Here is a 16342-nt window from a genome sequence, read left to right as displayed (position 1 = left end):
GCGAGCATTTCCCCTGCCCCCTGCCCCGCTTCACCTCCCCCGCTTCACCTCCCCCCGCTGTCGAACAACAGCTCCCCGCTCTGGCCTTCGGTCAGGCGCAGGCGCAGGTCGCCGGCGCCGTCTGCACCGCGGCTGCTGCGCGCCTCGGTGCGCACACGCACGGCACGCGCATCGTCGGTGCACAGGCCGGCGAATCCGGTCTGCTCGGCCTGCAACCAGCCGCCGACGACCGCGCCGGCATCGAAGGCTGCCGGGCTGCCATCCGGCTGCGTGGTGCCGATGGCAGCAAGGAACAGGCGGCTGCCGGCCGTTGGCTGCAGCACCACGATGTGGAAGCCGTTGGCGAGCATGAGCGTGCGCCGCTGGGTTGCGCTGCCGAGCACGAGGGTCTCGCGCAGGACTTCGCGGCGGGCGGTCGCCGGCGGCAGCGTGCTTTCGACGGTCAACACGAACTCGCCGCCGTCTCCCGCCAGGTCCAGGGTGACACGCTGGCCGCTGCCGGAGGGGTTCTGGATCGAAAATGCCGCATAGCCCGGAACGCCAACGCCTGCTGCGCTGCCGAAACCGCCGAAGTTGAGCCCGCCATTGAGTTGGCGCCGACCGTCGGCCAGCAGCAGTTCCTGGCCCCAGGCGCCGGCCGATCCGGCACCCAGAGGATCGAGCAGGCTGACCGACGAGACCACGTACGCCGGGCAGGCGCGCGCCGGATCTCGCGCTACATCGACCACTGGCGCGGGCTCGAGCGCACCCGCACGGTACACCGGCGCATGCGCCCAGCTTGCGAGGGGCGGTGCATATGGCCGGCCGCGACCCCAACACCAGACTTGGCGTCCGATCACACCGCAGGCATAGTGATCGCCGGCGGTGAGCATGCCGGGACGGGCGGGCAGCCCGATCACGCCCAACCAGCCGCGCTCCGCCGGGGTCAGGGCCGCTTCCTGGGGCAGGCAGGAAAAAGGCCAGCCCGGTCGCGTCGAGAGTCCAGCGAGCACGTCGAAGGCGCAGACGGTGTTGGTGAGCGCGGAGCAGCGCAGGTTGGTGCCGGCTCCCTGGATGCAGGCGAGCGTGCCGCCGAGGGAGAAGCCGGTGGTCCCCGCCTCCAGCTGCAGCGGTTGCTGCGCCCGCAGCACACCGCGGTCCGGAGGCACGTTGCCAAGTCCGCTGCAGCGATCGCCGATGCATGTGGTGAATGCGCTGCTGCGCAACCTGGGATACGCGTCGCCCACCACCGTATTGCCGGCCGGGAACACCCGCGGCAAGGTATCGATGGGTGCGCCCGCCGCTTCCTCCTCGGTCAAAGGCAAACGACCCCAACAGCGGGTTTCGCGGGCATCCCCGGCCAGCGCGACGGTCGCGCAGCTGTGTCGCCAGCCGACCGCGAGTTCGAGTACGCGCGCATCACCGAGCGGCGTCGCGCCATCGGGCAGGCTGGCCCCGGGCAGGCCGCTGACCTGTCCCGACTCGTTGCGTCCCCAGCAGCGCAGGCCGGACGCGGCCGACCAGGCGCAGCCATGGCCGTCGCCTGCGGCGGCAAGCGTGGCCGCGAATCGGGCGCGCACCGGGCTCGGCCGGTCCTGGGTACCGCCGTCGCCGAGCTGGCCGTTCCAGTTCGCGCCCCAGCACCAGAGCCCGTCGCCGGTCACCGCGCAGGCATGCGCCCGGCCCACCGTCAGTCCGCTGGCGGCCGGCAGCGGCACCCGTCCCGGCGTCTCTGCGACACCGAGATGGCCCTGGCCGAGCTGGCCGCGATCATTCGCACCCCAGCACCAGACCGCGCCATCGACCAGCCGGGCGCAGCCAAAACCCGAGCCGAGCGCAAGCTCCGCGACGTCCTCGGAAAAAGGCGGCAGCGGGCGCGCATCGACCGATTGGTAGGGATGACGCCACATCTCGCCGGGGCAGCGCAGCTCGCTGGCCGCCTGGAAACACCCGCCGAGCCAGTCGGGCGGTGCGCCTTCCGGTCGCGCCGGGACGCTCGGCGTGGGACTGGCCGGGTAGACGTCGCCAGAACCCCAGCACCAGCGCCCCGCGTCGAGCCGCGCGCAGCTTTGCGACAACTCCGCGAGGATCGCGCTGGCGGGACCGGGCAGCCCGGCCACCCGCAGCGGCTGGCTCTGGACCGGAACATCGAGCGGCGCGCCAGTCTGGCCGGAGGAATTCCTCCCCCAACACCAGACCTCGCCGTTGGCCGCCAGGGCGCAGACATGCGCCTGCCCGGCCGAGATCGCACGGATTCCGGGTGGCAACTCGACGCGCCGGGGCGTGCTGCTGGACACGGTATCGCCGCTGCCGAGCTGGCCTTCGGCGTTGTCTCCCCAGCATCGGACCTCGCCCGCCGCGAGTGCGCAGCTCATGCGGATGCCGAGCGCCAGCGCCTCGGTGGCTCCCAGCGCGGGCACCTGCAGAGCGTTCGGTTGCGGCGGCGGCTGAGTGATGCCGAGCTGCGGATCGTAGACCGCAGGTCCGGGCGCCTGGCCGGTTTCGCCGGCGAGATTCGCGCCCCAACACCAGACGCCTGTCGCTGCACGCGCGCAGGTGTGGCCTGGTCCCTGCACCACCTCCAGGATGCCGGCAGGCAATCCCGGCACGCGCGTCGGCACCACACGCGCGACGCGATCGCCCGTCCCCAGCTGGCCGAAGTCGTTCTGGCCCCAGCACCAGACACCCGCCGCGTCGCTGGTGCAGGTGCGATCGCTCACCGCCAGGCTGGAAGGTGCCTGGAAATCGCCGGTCGGCGAGTCGGGCCTGCGCACCCACTCGGCAAGCGAGCTGACTCCAGGAGCGCCAACTCCCAGCTCGCCCCGCAGGTTCTTGCCCCAGCAGTACAGGCGCGCGCCGACAAAGGCGCAGCCCTGGCCGCTGTACACGCCGACTTCGGAAACACTGGCGAGACCGGTGTTGCGCAGCGGGACCACGGGCGAGGCGACCAGCGCCAGAGGAAGGCCGACCAGGCCGGCGAAGACGAGACGTTTCATGCGCATGCAGGATTCCCGGGCTGCTGATGCCGCCAGCATCGGCTGATCCGCCTTGGCCCGCATGCCGGCGGGCTCCGGATTTCCTCCGTTTTTCCTGAATGGGCCGGGGCGATCAGCCCCAACCCGGCTTCGCCTTGATCCCGTGCTCCTTGGCGACCAGGTCGATCTCCATGTGCAGGTTGGGGCGCAGGATCGAGAAGCGGTTCTCCAGGAAGCGTGTGATCGGGCCTGGTGACGGGCCGAACTGGCGCTCGTGGAAGGCGTGGCGGTGCAGCGCCTTGGTGGTCACGAAATCCGGCGAAACGCGATAGAAGTACTCGATCAGCTCTTTCGCCGAGAACTCCTTCCAGTGATGACCATAGGTGTGGTAGTCCATGATCTCGCGCACGCTGATGCCGCCGCCATTGCCGCTGCGGAAGCGCTTCCAGTCCCACAAGCGGCCACGCGCGGCGTAGTAGTTCGGCGTGGTGACGACGATCCGCCCCTTCGGCGCGAGCAGGCGGTAGAGCGTGCTCCACATCGCCACCGGGTTGAAGGTGATGTGCTCGATGATCTCGCTGAACAGGATCAGGTCGAAGCTGTTCTCCGGCAATTGCGAGAGCACCTGCGGATGCTCCAGGTTGGTCTCGATATGCAGTTCGATGCCGAGCGCACGCGCCTGATCCTGCACATGCGGCAACTCGAAGGTGGCGGCCAGGTCCACCGAGGTGACCTTGAATCCGTCCACCGCATACAGCGCCGCCTGGTGCAGCCAGTGACCGCCGACATCGAGCAATCGGTTGCCGCGCGCCTGCGGCCAGGTGGTCATCAGCTCCTTCTTGGTCTCGACGAAGCGCAGCCAGTGCGCGCGCAGATAGCTGCGATCGGTCAAGTCGCCGAGGAATCCTTCCAACTGCTCGATAGTCGGATGGGTTGGGAGGTTATGGCTCATGAATTTCTCGGGGTCTGACGATCGCCGCTGTCGCGGATCGCGGAGGATAGCGGGATCGGATCACGGCCTGCGAATGCCGGGCCCGGACTCAATCCGGATGGCGCACGCAGAATTCCGGCGTCAGCCCCTGCCACAGGTGGGGAGTGCCTGAATGCTCCCGGCGCAGCACGCCGATCATGTGGGTCGGTTTCCAGCGACCGTCGAGGATGCCCTGGTCGTCGCAGGTGTGGATCCTGTCGATGAAGGCGCAATCCGCGGGGTCATGGATGCTCTGGTGATGGCCGAAGGCGCGGTCGATGAAAATGTCGACGACGTTGCTCCACGGGATGAAAACTTCGAACTCGAAGCGCTCGATGAGCAGCGGCAGGATGTCCTGCGCGCGCACGCCCTCGAAACCTTCGGTCGAGCAATCCCAGTCCTGGAACTCGGTTTCCAGGCGCTTGAGCTGCATGTTGTAGCGCTTGTGCTCGGGCAGTTCCTTCCAGAACTCACGCACCTGCGCAAGCGCCTCGGGCCAGCGCAGATGCCCGTTGCGGCCGATGGTGTCGCTGATCAGGAACACGCCCTGCGCGCCGATGGCGCCGGAAACCGCGTCGAACAGCTTCTCGAGTTCGACGACATGGTGCAAGGACTGGCTGGCAAGCACGGCGTCGTAGCTGCCATCGGGCGCCCAGCGATTGAAATCGCCAACCACCGGGACGACGACGTCCTGCAGGCCCTGCGCGAGCGCCATCTCGCGACAGCGGGCAAGCATTGTCGGGTTGATGTCGAGGCATTCGATACGCACACCGTCGACCCCGCGTTCGCGCAACAGGCGGGCGATATCGATCTCGATGTCGCCATTGCCGGCACCTACGCTGATGGCGCGGATCGGGCGGCCGAGTGCCTCGCGCTGACGGGCCAGTTCCTTGGCGAAGAAGTCCTGCGGGTGCGAATAGCCGAAGTGCTCCAGGCGTGGTGCAAGGTACTTGCATGACCAGTAGTGGAAGATCTCCGGCAGGTCGTGCACGTTGACCATGTCGCTGAAAGTGGCCAGTTCGGCGGCGACACGCTCCTCGTAGGTGGGCGCTCCCTGGCTCGCAGCAGGAGACTCCGGCGCGCTCGTCGGACCCGGCGCTGGCGCCACAGCCACTGCGGCCGCGGCCGCTGGTGCCGCGGTTGCCGCAATTGCCGGCGACCCGACCTGGACCGGCGCATCGCTGCCGAACTCCTGCTGCCATCGTTCGGCCAGGCGGTGCGGCTGCAGCGCAGCGGCCACCCGGCGCAGGTAACGCACCGCCGGCTTGCGCCGGAAACGCGCGAGGGCATCGCGCGCATCATCCTGGAAGCGGTGCCAGCGCGTCTCCGGAGGGGCACCCTCGGGCGCCATCGACAGCGGCAATTCGCCCCGCTTGCGCGCGACGAAAAACGACTGGAAACTGTCGTAGTAGCCGAAGTTCGGCGCCCAGCAGGTGATCAGCTGGACATCGATGAACCCGGCTTCGCGCAGGGCATCGGCCAGGTCCCAGCCGAATTCCTGGTAGCAGAGCACGCCGCCGCCATTGATCGGATCGCCGTGGTAGATCGGCGGCATCAGGTGGCACACATTGCCGCTCTCGTCGACGCGTGCGCGGATCCGCGTACGCGCCTCGTTGAGCATGAAAGGCGCGGTCAGCAGGAGCATTCCGCCTCGCGCGAGCACTCGCGAGAACTCGCTGAGGGCGCGCAGGTAGTTCGGGATGTGTTCAAGCACATCGAAGCTGGCCACCGCTGCCAGCGAAGCGTCAGCGAATGACAGTGCAGTCGCGTCCTCGTGGCGCACCCGGCGACTGTGCCAGCTGACGACCGAACCCGGAGCGGCCGAGGGCGAGACGAATTCACTGCCGATCACATTGCGATAGCGCTCGCTGAACGCCCGGTAAAGCGGCGTCACCTCTTCGGTCAGGTAGATCGGGGCCTGCCGGTTGCCGCGAAAGCTCAGTTCGAACAGATGCAGGGATGCGCGCCAGCGATTGATCAGACCGCAACCCGGGCAACGCAGGGTCTCGCGCCAGTTCGGCTGCGCGCCGGGCGGCAGGCCGCCAACCGGACCGATCTCGAAGTGGGTATTGGACCCGCAAGCCACGCAGAACCCAGCCGGGCCACCGGACGCCGCAAGGCCCAGCAGCGAATCCTGGAACGCCTGCTGCCCGCGCCACTCGGCAGCCAGGGCATCTGCCGCAGCCTGGATCCCCGCAAGCGAAGACCAGCGTTTGAAACCGTGCGGCAACTCAGGTGGCATCGACGAAGTTCCGTGGCAAACCCGCGATGATCCGGTGTGGCGCTGAACCTAGGCAAGCCGCAAGGCCACCGTTCCAGGCACCCGGCGTCACCGTGCGACTTTCATTGCCATGCCTGCACGCCGGTCTGCAGCAGACCACTGCGGTGCCCGCGGCTCGGCCGGAGCGCAGTCCATGCGCTGGGGCGGCTTCCTCGCTGGAGGTCGATTCAGCCCCGTCCCGAAGGGTTGCGGGCAGGATCGTCCGCCGCGTCGTTGCGGTCCTCGGCTTCCCAGATCAGGCTACGACCTTCGGACTGCGCCTGGCGGCAGACGATTCTGACTCGCAACGCGGCTCGCGATACTGTTTCAGAGGTTCCCTAGGGATTCCAGCTCGCGCGGATGGTGTAGTTCTGCAGTCCGGTCGCGAAACCGTAAACCCGCACGTAGTAGGTGCCGGCGCTGGGCGTCGCCAAGGTGCAGGTCTCGTTGCCGCCGGTCAGGAACGGCCGGCAGTCGTAGCTGGACAGGCTCGGCGCCTGGCCAAAGCGCAGATACAGGTCGAGGTCGGCATTGGCATTGGTGGTGGCGATGCTCAGGTTGCTTGCCCCGGGGGGAATCACCACGGTGTACTCGTCGAAGTCGCTGTTCGGACTGGTCGAGTTGGTCGAAGCATTGACCGCCACGCCGTTCGTCAGCTGGCCCGGCACGCTGCCGCCGCCACCTGTCGGGTGGGTGATGATCACGTTCTGCTGCGCGTCGAGGATCTGCAGGCGCAGGTCGCGCGCGCCGGTCGCGCCATAGGTCGGGGCCGAGAATACGCGGACGCTAGCGCTGTGCTGGGTACCGAGGCAGAAGGCCGCGAAGCCGGAGACGCCGCCAAAAGGATGCGTGTTGTGGTAGCCGCCGACCACCGCACCGCCCTGGAAAGCACCGCCCGGGCGATCGACGAAGCTGGTTCCCAGACCGAAGTAGAACTGCCCTTCCGGTGGCCCGCCGATCTGCCCCGCCGTGGTGCCTTCGACCGCGACCGTGGCGACATAGAAGCCCGGAGACACGGTCACGTTGGCCACGGTGGCGACGGTCATGCTGAGGTTGCCGGTGCTATCGAACACCGTTTCGCTGGTGGTGGCCGAGGTCTGGCGGAGCACCTTGACGCGCACCGGCAAGGTGGCCGAGGCATTGCTGGCGGGACTGCCGAGCAGGCTCAGGGTGAAGCGCTGGTTCTCGTTCGCCGTGTTGGCAAAGTTGAACCCGGCGAAGCCGACCTGGCCGGCGTCGATGAGCCCGCCAAAGTTGAGGCCGCCTGCGAGCATCCGTGTACCCGGTTCATCCAGCAACAGCTCGACGCCGAAGATGCCCGGGGTGAGGCCGGCGACCGGGCCATCGGTGATGGTGGTGGTGAAGAATCCGGCCGGGCAGCTTGCATTGGCCAAGGCCGGCACCGGCAAGGGCACGCGGCTGACGCTGGGCTCGTCCGCGGTGCCCCCGACCGTGCCGCCGCCGCCGCTCGATGCGCGGTTGCCGGGCTGGCTGGTGACGCCGCTGCTGGTCGGATCCAGCCAGTCGCGCAGGCGCGTGGTGGATGTGCCACCCCCGTTCCATGACACCGACAGGCGCCCGTAGTAGTCCTGCAGGTTGTTGCCGCAGGCGGCGCTGCCGCCGTGCAACTGGCCGATCAGCAGCTTGTTCTGGTTCCACAGGCCGGAACCCGAGGAACCGCCTTCGGTGGTCCCGTTGTCCCAGTCGGGGATGCGCCAGTGCGTGCTGCCACTGCCGGGCGCGCCGGAGTAGGCGGAAACGGCCACCGGCTGCGCGGAATCGCTGATGCGTTTCTCGTCACCCGCCGGATGATGGATGGTCACGACATAGCTGGGCGTGTTGCCGCTGACGTCCCAGCCGGACCAATAGGGATCCGCCGCCACCGGCACGTTTGAATCCAGCCGCAGCAGGGTGAAGTCGCTTGCTGCACTGGTTGCCACCAGATTGGAGCCGGACTGGTTGTGGGTGGCGATGGTGTTCGGCAGCGGCGTACCGCTGGCCGCCGATCCCGGCGTGCGGCAGGTGGCCGACTGGAAATTCCAGTAGACCACCACGGTATCGGCGACCGCTTCACTGCTGAGGCAATGGTTGGCGGTCAGGAAGTACGGCGTGGTGTCGCCGCGTGTGTTGGCGATCAGTTGCCCGCTGCAGACGAAGGCCGACCCGCCCGACCGCGCCGTGTAGTGACCCACCGAGTCGATCTGGTCGCCCCACTGGCTGCCGAGCGAACAGACGACGTCGACATTGCAACTGCCGGACTTCTGGCCACTCGCGGCCGCGTGGATGCTGCGATAGGCGTGCGCGACGTTGGCCACGCGGATGTCGGTGCCGGCCAGCGCAGCCGGCGTCATGGCCACTTCGATGATGGCGCTGTCGCCCGGCACGAAGGCGGAATAGTAACGCCCGTCGGGCTGCACGTCGCCGGCGCGGACCGGGCCACGCGTGACCATGCCGTCCTTCGAGGTGATGAACAGTTCGGCACCGGCGGGCAGCCGGAGCCTGGCAAAAGCGACATCCAGCGACAGCGCGCCGGGCGAGACCAGTTCCACGCGCCAGACCTTGCGGCCGTCGGCGAGGGTTTCCAGCACACCGTGGCTGGCCTTGCCGTCGCGCAGCGACAGGCCCGGCGTGGCCACCTCGACGCCGTAGCGGGCCGGAGCGCCGGCCGCCTTGGCATCCTCGGCGATGAACTTCGTCAGGTCCGGCGGTGGCGCGAGGAAGGCGCGGTCGACTGGGAGCGCAGCGAGTTTGAAATCGCCACTGGGCAAGCGCCCGCTCAGGTAGTCGTCGGCGCGCTTGCAGCCGCCCTTGGTGCGGCTGGCAGCCACCGGCTTGAAGTCGGACTGCTCGATGGTCACGTCGGCACTGGCAACTGCGCCGCTGCAATCGGAAAGCGCGAGCGAATCCGGTCCCGCCGCCACGCGGCCGGCAAACTCGGCCCAGCCTGGCGAGGCGGCCAGCGACGGCATGGCACAACCCAGCAGCAGTGCGATCAGCGCGCCACGCGCGACATCAGGTGCATGCGGCTGCCGCGGCAGGAATGTCAGGCGCATGGTCGGCTTCGCACGTCGGGGGAGTTGCGACCAATCTACACCCGCGCCGCGGCACAGACGCTGTGGCTTCCTGAATAGCTTGCGACGGTTCGCAAATTCCACAGCCGAATCGACGCGGCGTAAACTGCAAGTGCGTCCATTCCCGGAGCCGCCCGATGAAGCCCTGCCGAATTCTCGTTGCCTGCATCCTCGCACTGTCGCTCGCGCTGCCGCTGCATGCGCAGGACCAGACGCCACCACCGGCGGACGCGCAGGCGCCCGCACCGCACCTGATCGACCGCTTCAAGGCGCTGGCCGGCGAATGGTCAGCCGAGGGCCTGGAGGGCAATAGCGACCCCAAGCTGACGATCCGCTATGAAGTCACCGGCGGTGGCAGCGCGGTGGTGGAAACCCTGTGGCCCGGCAGCCCGCACGAGATGCGGACGGTCTACTTCCGCGACGGCGAGGATCTGGTGCTCACCCATTACTGCGCCAGCGGCAACCACCCGACCATGCGTGCCAAGGCCAGCGACGGCAAGACCCTGGTATTCGCCTTCGACCGCGCCAACAACTTCGATCCGGCGAAGGATGGCCACATGCACGATGCCCGCTTCGTGTTCGAAGGCGCCGACGAGATCCGCTCCACGTGGAATTTCTGGAAGGACGGCAAGCCCGGCGATCACGTCGCGGACATGCACGTGAAACGCGTACGGTAACTGGCGCACGGCCGCAAGATTCTGGTTCTTGAGTAGCCCGTTGTGCCGCGCAGCGGCTCAGCGGGTACTTGTCGCAAGCATCCGAGGAAGGCGCTGCGCGCGTACGGCCGGGCTACGCCTGCGCGACCGGCCTGCCGCGATCAGAAACTCTTGCGGGTGCTGATCAGGAACTGCAGCTGGTCGATGTCGCCGCTGCCGTCCAGCGGGTGCGCGAGGTCGATGTGGATCACGTGCGCGCGGCCGGAGCGGGTGTTGGCCAGGCGCAGCCCGATGCCGATATCGCGCAGGGTGCCGAGGTGCTCCGGCCCTTCGGGCAGATCGCCCCAGCTGCGGCCGATATCGACGAACGCTGCCGCGCCAACCCGGAACAAGCGGCCGGGGTACCAGTCGGTGTAGACGCGCTGCTCCAGCGTCAGCACCGCACTGCGCTCGCCATTGGCGTAGCGGTAGGGATAACCGCGCAAGCCGTTGTCGCCGCCCAGCGAAACCAGCTGGTCCAGGTCCAGCGACTGGCCGAGCTGGGCGCCGAGCCGCGCGTGGGTGGTAGTGCGTTCGTTCCAGCGGTAGTCGTAGCGCGCGTCGACCTGCGCCAGCATCGCGGTGAACTCGCCACGCTCGCGGCGGCCGGAGAACTCGGCGGACACCAGCCAGGCATTCGCGTCGTCCGGCCGGTCACCATAGGACAGCGCGCCGCTGTAGACCCAGGCGCGGCGGTCGGAGCCGAAGGCCTCGGTGGCCAGACCCAGGCGCGCGTAGGCGTGCCAGCCGAGCAGCACATCCTCGGCGCGCCCGATCTGGTCGCGGTTGTGTTCGACGATGAAATGGTCCTGCACCAGCTCGTAGCCGATCCACGGGTACACCAGTGTGCGATCTTCCGGCAGCACCCTGGTGCCGACGCCGTCGATCGGCGCGACGCTGGAAAAGCGGTGCTCGTCGAAGCTGGTGCCGACGCTGAAGCGCTGGGTCCAGCCATTCACCAGCCCGCTGGACCAGCCGTACAGCAGGTTCAGGCCGCGCTGCTCATGCTGGTAGCGGTCGACGACCTCGCCGGCGCGATAGCGCTGCTCGCGCTGGATCTGGTCGAGGCCGTCGATACCCGCGCTCCAGCGCGTGTCGAGGGCGAAGAAGGGCCGCGTCAGGCCGAGCCGCCAGGCGTGCCCGTCGCTGTTGTCGGCGGCCAGCACATCGGCCTGCCAGCGCGAGGCGCCGACCTGCGGCTGGCGCAGCGCGAGGTAGCTGGATTCGCGTTCCACGTCGTTGGCATAGCCGAGGGTCAGCTCGGTCCCGAGACCCAGGAAGTTCAGCTCCTCGACGCCGAACTCGCTGCGGTTCTCGCCGCCGCTGCGGCCGAATTCCACGGTGGGCCGCAGGCTCCAGATGTCGCGGGTGCGCACCTCCACCACCACCCTGCCGTCGACCATCCGCCGCGGGCGGATGCGCGCATCGTAGAAGGCGTGGCGCTGGCGCAGCAGGCGCTCGGACTCGCGCAGCTTCTGATCGTCGTAGGGCTCGCCGACCTTGAACAGCAGCAGCCTCGCGACCGTGCCCTCGCGGGTCTCCGCGTGCAGCCGGTTGGCCAGGCGATAGACGAAGCGGTTCTCCTCGGGGCGTTCGAGGTCGAACACATCGTCGGCGTGGATGCGGATCTCGCCGATGATCACGCCATCGGCCTGCAGTTGGGCCCGATCGAGCTTCTCGGCGGCAGCGTTCCCGCCGATGGCCAGCAGCAGCAGCCAGCAGCAGCCTAGGAATTCAGTGCGCATGGTCGCTGCCCACGCTGCCCTGGCGCGGCCCATCCAGGCGCAGCGCGCCGCTGCCGAAGGACTCGCTGGCGATCTGGTAGAAGCTGATGGCCTCGCGCGTCATCGCCTCGCTGCGGGCGTCGGGTACGCGCTCCAGACCGGTGCGCGCGTCGACCACGCGGGTGCGCGCGTTGGGCTTGAGTTCCACGACCATTCCGTCCTGGTACCAGCCTACCGTCTGGTAGTTCGCCAGCAGCGCACGGGGGCGCGCGCCGGGGGCGAGAATGTCGTTGCCGAAGAAGCGCGACTGGTAGTGGAAATCGAGCAAGCCGAGCAAGGTCGGCGCGACATCGATCTGCGAGGCCAGTTGCTCCACCCGGCCCGGGGCGACCTTCCCCGGCGCCCAGACCACCATCGGAATCTGGTAGTTGCGCGGCGGCAGGTCCATCTTGCCGCGCCCGCGGTGGGTGTGGTCGGCCACGAACACGAACAGGGTGTCGTTGAACCAGGGCGCTCGCGCGCGCGGCGGATGAAGTCGCCGATCGCCCAGTCGGTGTACTTGACGCCGCCGTCGCGGCCATCGCCGCTGGGGATGTCGATGCGGCCTTCCGGATAGGTGTACGGGCGGTGGTTGGACACCGTCATCACATGCGCGAAGAAGCGCTCGCCGGCGGCGGCCTCGCGGTCGATCTCGCGCAGCGCCAGGGTGTAAAGGTCCTCGTCGCACACGCCCCAGATGTTCTGGAAGTGGATCTCGTCGTCCGCCAGCGCGGTGCGATCGGCCACGCGGTATCCATTGCCCTCGTAGAAGGCCTGCATGTTGTCGAAATAGGCGTAGCCGCCGTAGACATACAGCGGCTTGTAGCCCTTCTGCGCGAACACCGATCCGAGCGTGTACAGGTGGTCGTTGTGCGGGCGCTTGACGATCGAGTGGCCGGGCGTAGGCGGCACCGACAGCGTCAGCGCTTCCAGCCCGCGCACGGTGCGCGTACCGGTGGCGTAGAGCTGGGTGAACAGCAGGCCCTCGTCGGCCATGCGGTCCAGGTTGGGCGTGATGCCCAGGCGGTTGCCGAAGTGGCCGAGGTAGCTGGCGCTGAGGCTCTCGATCGACACCAGCACGACGTTCCAGCGCTGCTCCGGTTCCGCCGGGGCGACCTGGCGCCGGATGTCGAAGCTCTGCTGCGGACTGCCTCCAATGTGCAGGGACTGGCGCACCTGCGCCAGCGCTGTGCTGTCCGGCAGGGTACGGTAGTAGCGCTCGTAGTCGATCTCGTTGGTCTGGTAGGCGTGGAAGAAGTCGAACACGCCGTTGCCAGCCAGTTCATTGGCCTGCGCGTCCTGCGAAAACTCCTTGGTGCTGGCATCCAGCAGCGAGATCCCGGCCACCGGCAATGCCAGCCACAGCACGGTGCGCAGGGCGCGCCCGGCAAACGCCGGCGCCGGCGCCAGCAGCGCCGGGCGCAGCCAACGGCGCATCAGCCAGGCCAGCGCCAGCGAGGCCAGCGCGACCGCCGACAGCAGCAGCGGCATCGGGTAGCTCTCGCGGATGTTGCCGATCACCTCGTTGGTGTAGACCAGATAGTCCACCGCGATGAAGTTGAAGCGCGAGGCGAACTCGTTCCAGAACACGAACTCTGCCGCGGCGACGAACACCAGCAGTCCGGCGAAGGGCAGCAGCGCGGCCTGGATCAGGCGCCGGCCGAAGCCACCGCTGGGCGGCACAGGGCCCGCGCGCAGTGCGAGCAGCAGGAGCGCCAGTGGCACCAGGAAGCAGCCGGCGACCGCGAGGTCGAACAGCAGGCCGATCCCCAGCGCACCGAGGATCCGCCCGGACCAGAAGATCCCGACATCGCCGTTGAATGCGCCCAGCGCCAGGCGGATTGCGGCGCTGAAAACGAGGTAGGCCAGCAGCAACCGCGGCAGCGCGCGGTAGGGGCCGGCATGGAACCATGCAAGGAATCGGGGCATGCGGATGATTCGCGCTTCACAGCGCACATCTCACCACCCGCAGCTTGCGTCTTCCTTAGTGGCTTGTTCAGAAATCGTCAGGCCGCCCGCAGGAGCAACCGGCTGCGCAGCAAGCCGGTACGGCTGGCGGGTTCGCCTGCCGGGGAACGCCGCCGCTTGCGCTATTTCGATTCCTGCAGCAACTGCGTCCCGGAGAGACGGTCATGCGCGCTCTGGCCCTCGCGGTCGATCAGGCACCAGAGCAGGCCGAGGCCGGCCAGGCCGATCGACGGGACGGCGAGGGCCGCGCGCAGGCTGGCGCGCGCCAGGCTGGGGAAGCGGCCGCCCAGGTCGCGGATCTCCAGCTTCCACGCGCGCGCGCCGACGGTGCGGCCGCCGCGCCACCAGGACAGCGCGAAATAGGCCCACAGCACCGCCAGCAGCCAGGCCTGGTACCACCAAGTGTGCGCCGGCACCGCCTTGCCGCCGGTGAACGGCAGCACCGCGAAACTGGCCACCATCAGCAGGCCGACGACGATCAGGCAGTCGTATACGATCGCCATCAGGCGCTTCCACCACTTCGCAGATTCCAGGGTCCGCATCGAATTCATGACATCCACCGAACCCGGCAACGATAGCGCGCCCGAGCCGACGCCGGCCGACACGCGCCTGATCGCGCGTTTCCTCGAACAGGCCTGGGCCGAGCGCGGGCTGGCCAAGGCCTCGCTCGCCAGCTACGGCGCGGACCTGCGCGGCCTGGCCGGCTGGCTGGCCGGGCGCGGGCGCAGCCTGCCGGATGCCGACCGCGGCGTGCTGTTCGACTACCTTGCCGCGCGCCACGCCGCCGGCATGAAACCGCGCTCCGGCGCGCGGCTGGTGTCGACCCTGAAGCAGTTCGGTGCGTGGATGGTCGAGCAGGGCCTGCGCAGCGACGATCCGGCGCTCGATTTGTCCACCCCCAAGCTGCCGCGTGCGCTGCCCAAGGCACTCACCGAGAGCGAGGTCGAGGCGCTGCTCAAGTCGCCGGACCTCGACACCCCGCTCGGCCTGCGCGACAAGGCGATGCTGGAACTGCTGTACGCCACCGGCCTGCGCGTCAGCGAGCTGGTCTCGCTGCGCGGCGAGCAGATCAGCCTGGCGCAGGGCGTGCTGCGCGTGCGCGGCAAGGGCAGCAAGGAGCGCCTGGTGCCGCTCGGCGACGAGGCGCAGCACTGGATCGTGCGCTACCTGCAGGAGGCGCGCCCCGCCATCCACCCGCGCCCGCAGCCGGCGCTGTTCATCACCCAGCGCGGCGAGGCGATGACCCGCCAGGGCTTCTGGCTGCTGATCAAGCGCTACGCCGTGCTCGCCGGCGTGCGCGGCAGCCTGTCGCCGCACACCCTGCGCCACAGCTTCGCCACCCATCTGCTGAACCACGGCGCCGACCTGCGCGTGGTCCAGCTGCTGCTCGGCCACAGCGATCTGTCGACCACCCAGATCTACACCCACATCGCCCGCGAGGGGCTGAAGGCGATGCACCGCAAGCACCATCCGCGGGCTTGAGACGAGGGCACGAGGGCACGAGGGCACGAGGGCACGAGGGCACGAGGGCACGTAAAGGCTCGCATTCCGGCACGTTGTCGTGACATTGCCTGCTCTCTTCAACACGCCAAACCGTGTTTCCGCGCGCTCTACGTGCCCTCGTGCCCTGGGCATTCGTGCCCTCGTCGCCGCCTCCATCCCCAGCGCCGCGATCACCGGCACCATGCGCCCGGTCGCATCCGCCTGGGCGCTCGACGCGTTGCCCTGGACCGCGCGCTTGGCCACGCCCTGGGCGATCGCGGCGAGGCGGAAGAAGTTGAAGGCGAGGATGAAGGGCCAGTCGCTGAAGGCGTCGCGCGCGGTCAGCGCGACATAGCGCTCGACGATCTGGCGCTCGCTGGGCAGGCCTTCCGCGGCGCGGTCGATGCCTTTCAGCCCCGGGATCACCGGATTGCGCGGCAGCCGCAGCGCCATGCAGAAGTAGCCGAGGTCGCTCAGCGGGTGGCCGAGGGTGGACAGTTCCCAGTCGACGATCGCGCGCACGCGCGGCTCGTTGGCATCGAAGATCAGGTTGTCGATGCGCCAGTCGCCATGCACCAGCGCGGTTTGTCCGTCGTCCTCCGGCACGTGCGCGGCGAGCCACTCGATCAGTTGCTCCATCGGCTCGATGCGCGCCAGTTCGCTGGCGCGGTACTGCTCGCTCCAACGCTTGAGCTGGCGCGCGAAGTAGTTGCCGGGCTTGCCGTAGTCGGCCAGGCCCACCGCGCCGACGTCCACCGCGTGCAGCGCGGCCAGCGTGCGCAGGATCGCATCAAAGTGATCGCCGCGCGCCTCGCGCGCCAGTTCCGGCAGCGCCGGATCCCAGAAGATCCGGCCCGGCACATGGCTCATCAGGTAGAACATCGAGCCGATCACCGAGTCGTCGGTGCACAGGTGCAGCGGCGCGGCCACCGGCACCGCGGTGCGCGACAGCGCTTCGAGCACGCGGAACTCGCGGTCCACCGCGTGCGCCGAGGCCAGCAGCAGGCCCGGCGGCTTGCGCCTGAGCACATAGTTCCCCGAGGCCGCCTCGATCAGGTAGGTGGGGTTCGACTGCCCGCCCTTGAACTTGGTCGCGGTCAGCGGCCCGGCGAAACCGGCCACCTGGCGTTCGAGGTAGGCCGCGAGCGCGGCTTCGGGCAGGGCGAAGGGGTCGGTCAT

At 68.7% G+C, this 16342-nt stretch carries 10 protein-coding genes and 1 pseudogene; 2 read left to right on the top strand and 9 right to left on the bottom strand.

Features of this window, described 5'->3' with window-relative positions:
- Positions 1-44: 44 nt before the first annotated feature.
- The 4 genes from IPK27_00995 to IPK27_00980 all read right to left on the bottom strand — a co-directional run bounded on the left by IPK27_00995 (position 45) and on the right by IPK27_00980 (position 9237).
- Entirely contained in the window at positions 45-2975 is a 2931-nt protein-coding gene (locus IPK27_00995) for a hypothetical protein (protein MBK8066235.1), read from the bottom strand.
- Between the two features lie 112 nt (positions 2976-3087).
- A complete protein-coding gene (locus tag IPK27_00990; GenBank protein MBK8066234.1) occupies positions 3088-3906 on the bottom strand; it encodes a class I SAM-dependent methyltransferase in 819 nt (272 codons plus the stop codon).
- 88 nt (positions 3907-3994) lie between these two features.
- On the bottom strand, positions 3995-6166 hold the full coding sequence (locus IPK27_00985) for a methyltransferase domain-containing protein (protein ID MBK8066233.1): 2172 nt from the start codon (positions 6164-6166) through the stop codon (positions 3995-3997).
- 356 nt (positions 6167-6522) lie between these two features.
- On the bottom strand, positions 6523-9237 hold the full coding sequence (locus IPK27_00980; protein ID MBK8066232.1) for a pre-peptidase C-terminal domain-containing protein: 2715 nt from the start codon (positions 9235-9237) through the stop codon (positions 6523-6525).
- Positions 9238-9392: 155 nt separating this feature from the next.
- Between IPK27_00980 and IPK27_00975 the strand changes: the two genes are divergently transcribed.
- On the top strand, positions 9393-9932 hold the full coding sequence (locus IPK27_00975) for a hypothetical protein (GenBank protein MBK8066231.1): 540 nt from the start codon (positions 9393-9395) through the stop codon (positions 9930-9932).
- A gap of 140 nt (positions 9933-10072) precedes the next feature.
- Here the strand turns inward: IPK27_00975 and IPK27_00970 are convergent, their stop codons facing one another.
- The 4 genes from IPK27_00970 to IPK27_00955 form a co-directional block, all read right to left on the bottom strand.
- The gene (locus tag IPK27_00970; GenBank protein MBK8066230.1) at positions 10073-11695 is read right to left on the bottom strand and encodes a hypothetical protein; all 1623 of its coding nucleotides are present in this window, start codon (positions 11693-11695) and stop codon (positions 10073-10075) included.
- Positions 11685-11882, bottom strand: a complete 198-nt coding sequence (locus IPK27_00965) for a hypothetical protein (GenBank protein MBK8066229.1) — start codon at positions 11880-11882, stop codon at positions 11685-11687. The genes IPK27_00970 and IPK27_00965 overlap by 11 nt, the downstream gene beginning before the upstream one ends.
- 23 nt (positions 11883-11905) lie before the next feature.
- Entirely contained in the window at positions 11906-13642 is a 1737-nt protein-coding gene (locus IPK27_00960) for an LTA synthase family protein (protein MBK8066228.1), read from the bottom strand.
- A gap of 161 nt (positions 13643-13803) precedes the next feature.
- Positions 13804-14232, bottom strand: coding sequence for an RDD family protein (locus IPK27_00955; protein ID MBK8066227.1), 429 nt, complete (start codon positions 14230-14232; stop codon positions 13804-13806).
- On the opposite strand from IPK27_00955, the gene xerD reads away from it, so the two are divergent.
- Entirely contained in the window at positions 14231-15163 is a 933-nt protein-coding gene (gene xerD / locus IPK27_00950) for a site-specific tyrosine recombinase XerD (protein ID MBK8066226.1), read from the top strand. The two genes, IPK27_00955 and xerD, sit on opposite strands and share 2 nt — an antisense overlap.
- Positions 15164-15382: 219 nt before the next feature.
- On the opposite strand, the pseudogene IPK27_00945 reads toward xerD, so the two are convergent.
- Positions 15383-16342: pseudogene (locus IPK27_00945) on the bottom strand (phosphotransferase family protein).

The sequence above is a fragment of the Rhodanobacteraceae bacterium genome, assembly GCA_016713135.1.
Lineage (GTDB): Bacteria > Pseudomonadota > Gammaproteobacteria > Xanthomonadales > SZUA-5 > JADKFD01.
The sequence above is the reverse complement of the archived record's forward strand: the minus strand, read 5'-3'. Positions and strand labels throughout refer to the sequence as shown.

Excerpts from the sequence above, each read along its gene's own strand:
- IPK27_00995 (MBK8066235.1), bottom strand. The coding sequence starts at position 2,975 with ATGAAACGTCTCGTCTTCGCCGGCCTGGTCGGCCTTCCTCTGGCGCTG.
- IPK27_00990 (MBK8066234.1), bottom strand. The coding sequence starts at position 3,906 with ATGAGCCATAACCTCCCAACCCATCCGACTATCGAGCAGTTGGAAGGA.
- IPK27_00985 (MBK8066233.1), bottom strand. The coding sequence starts at position 6,166 with ATGCCACCTGAGTTGCCGCACGGTTTCAAACGCTGGTCTTCGCTTGCG.
- IPK27_00980 (MBK8066232.1), bottom strand. The coding sequence starts at position 9,237 with ATGCGCCTGACATTCCTGCCGCGGCAGCCGCATGCACCTGATGTCGCG.
- IPK27_00975 (MBK8066231.1), top strand. The coding sequence starts at position 9,393 with ATGAAGCCCTGCCGAATTCTCGTTGCCTGCATCCTCGCACTGTCGCTC.
- IPK27_00970 (MBK8066230.1), bottom strand. The coding sequence starts at position 11,695 with ATGCGCACTGAATTCCTAGGCTGCTGCTGGCTGCTGCTGCTGGCCATC.
- IPK27_00960 (MBK8066228.1), bottom strand. The coding sequence starts at position 13,642 with ATGCCCCGATTCCTTGCATGGTTCCATGCCGGCCCCTACCGCGCGCTG.
- xerD (MBK8066226.1), top strand. The coding sequence starts at position 14,231 with ATGACATCCACCGAACCCGGCAACGATAGCGCGCCCGAGCCGACGCCG.
- IPK27_00955 (MBK8066227.1), bottom strand. The coding sequence starts at position 14,232 with ATGAATTCGATGCGGACCCTGGAATCTGCGAAGTGGTGGAAGCGCCTG.